The following is a 2,280-nucleotide window of genomic DNA, read 5'->3' as shown; positions in this document are numbered from 1 at the left end:
GTTTACCGTTACTGTGGAAGTAGACTGGGACATTGTCAATGGTTTGTTCACCGGTAACTTTATCACCATTGACATCAACGTAGTAGAAATAGTCCTCACAATCGAAGTCTTTGCTTGAAAGTGGGTAGTGACTAATGTCTACTGGTATTGTGTTATCATTGAGACCAAAAATAAAATTATGTGGGTACTTGATAAAAAAGTTATCGACAGGATTACCGTATTTATCTTGAAATTTCCAGTTATAGATATGGACGTAACGGTTTGTTACAAGTGCACCAGTATCCTTATCATAGTAGTGTCCATCAGGAGCAAAACGTCCCTTAACCTGTGCTCCATTAGGGAAGAAGTACATTTTGACATAATCAAGTGTTTGAGGTCCTTTTAGTGGTCGGCCTTCCCTATCAAGGTAATACCAGTCCTTTGCATATAAAATTTCGCCATTTATGGTACTACCAACGGAAGTCAATACTTCTTTAAAAGTATTGGTCACTAGTTCACCAGAATCTTTGTCATAGAATTTACCGTTTTGAGCAACCCTTCCTTTGGTCTGAAAACCCCAAGGATTATCAAAGTATAGTTTTTGACCATTAATTTCAACTTCTCCTGTTGCAGCTGTACCATCTTTTGTAAAATAATACCAAGTTCCAGTTCCATTACGTTCGAAAAAGCGATTTTTCAAGATTTTACCACTATGATCAACATAATAGACCTTATTATTTTCATAGATAAAACGATCTCGTAACATTTCTCCAATGTCATAGTGTTTATACGTATTTTCTGGACGGAAGTAATAGAAATCGCCATTAATTTCCTGAAGCCCAAGAACTATTTGTCCTTTATCATCAAGGTAGTAGGTTGAATCATTTTCATTAACAAAGCCTGCATGGGTTACTTTGCAACCATTGTCTTTATCATAGTAGTACTTAGGCATGTAATAATATTTGGAGATAAACTTCGGATCTCTTACAAATCCTCCTTTAATCTGTTTACCATCATGGGGATCGAACATAACATCTTGTCCATCAATAATGTAGGCCCCTTTTAGTGGGCTACCGTATTTATTAACATAGTACCAATTACCATTAACTTCAACGTAACGATTGGTTACGAGATTTCCTGTATTGATATCGTAGTAACCTTTAAGGTCATTATATATATCTAAATAGGCCCCTTTGACTTGTTGTCCATTATCCCGGAAGAATACTCTTTGTCCCTTAATGATTTGGGAACCGATAAGGTTTTCTCCGCTTGCATTCTTATAATACCAGTTACCCTGTTCATCGCTATAGTAGCCGTTAGGGTTTGGAGCATCTTTACCAATTCCATTTTCATCAAAGTTATAAGTCATCCCATTGATCGTTAGGCTTGTATTTACAACACGAGCTCCAGAATCAGGATCATAGTAACGGAGGACCCCATTATCAAGAACAAGTTCTCCTTTAGCTTGACGGCCGTTTGAGTAGAGATAGACGATTTGTCCATTAATAAGGGTTTCCCCATCTTTAGGACGAATAGCATTTCCATCATCACCGTAGTAGTACCATTTATCATGTTCTTTAATTGTTTGTTTTTTGACTAACTGACCGGTTTCTGAGTCAAAATAGTAACGACGGGTAATGTTTGTGGGCGTTCCATATTTATTAGAAGTTGGAAGAGTCTTTCCATCTTCTAGCTCTATGCTGATTCCTTTTTGCATGACACCAGAGTTGATTTCGAAATAATAAAGATTACCATCAATCATACGAGTTCCTGTATATTTAGAACCGTCATTATTGATAAAAAAGGTTCTTCCTTCTTTATCTTGAACGAGACCTTCTTTTCTAACTCTAGCTCCGGTGTTAGGGTCATAATAGTGCATCTTATCAAGATTACCAGAATACTTTTCACTAAAGTCTCCTTTGACTTGAGTTCCGTCATAATCAAAATAAACTTCTTGCCTATCAATGGTTTGTTCCCCCTTGAGAGGAATACCATCCTTGTCAACATAGTACCAGTTTCCCTTATATTCTAGATAACGTTTGGTTTGTAGTTGACCAGTATTATCATCAAAATAACGGTATAGTTTGTAATTTACGATTTGTGGTCCTTTAATTTGTTTTCCGTCCTCCCAGAAGGAGACTCTTACGTTATCAATCGTTTGGTCTCCAGTAAGTTTTTTCCCATTAGCATCTTCATAGTACCAATTCCCCTGTTTATCACTGTAGTAGTGACCGCCAGTGATATTATTTTCAGCAGAGGGAACTTGAGAATTAGGGGTATCAGTATCACTAGTTGTTGGTG

General features: G+C 36.9%; 1 protein-coding gene. It reads right to left on the bottom strand.

Features of this window, described 5'->3' with window-relative positions:
* Positions 1-2,280, bottom strand: a 2,280-nt coding sequence (locus tag AX662_RS00525; RefSeq protein ID WP_060971289.1) for a glucosyl transferase, incomplete at both ends; no start/stop codon positions are given.

Origin of the sequence: Streptococcus sp. CCH5-D3 (genome assembly GCF_001556435.1) — a bacterium.
Lineage (GTDB): Bacteria > Bacillota > Bacilli > Lactobacillales > Streptococcaceae > Streptococcus.
This window is presented reverse-complemented; position numbering and strand designations above follow the sequence as displayed.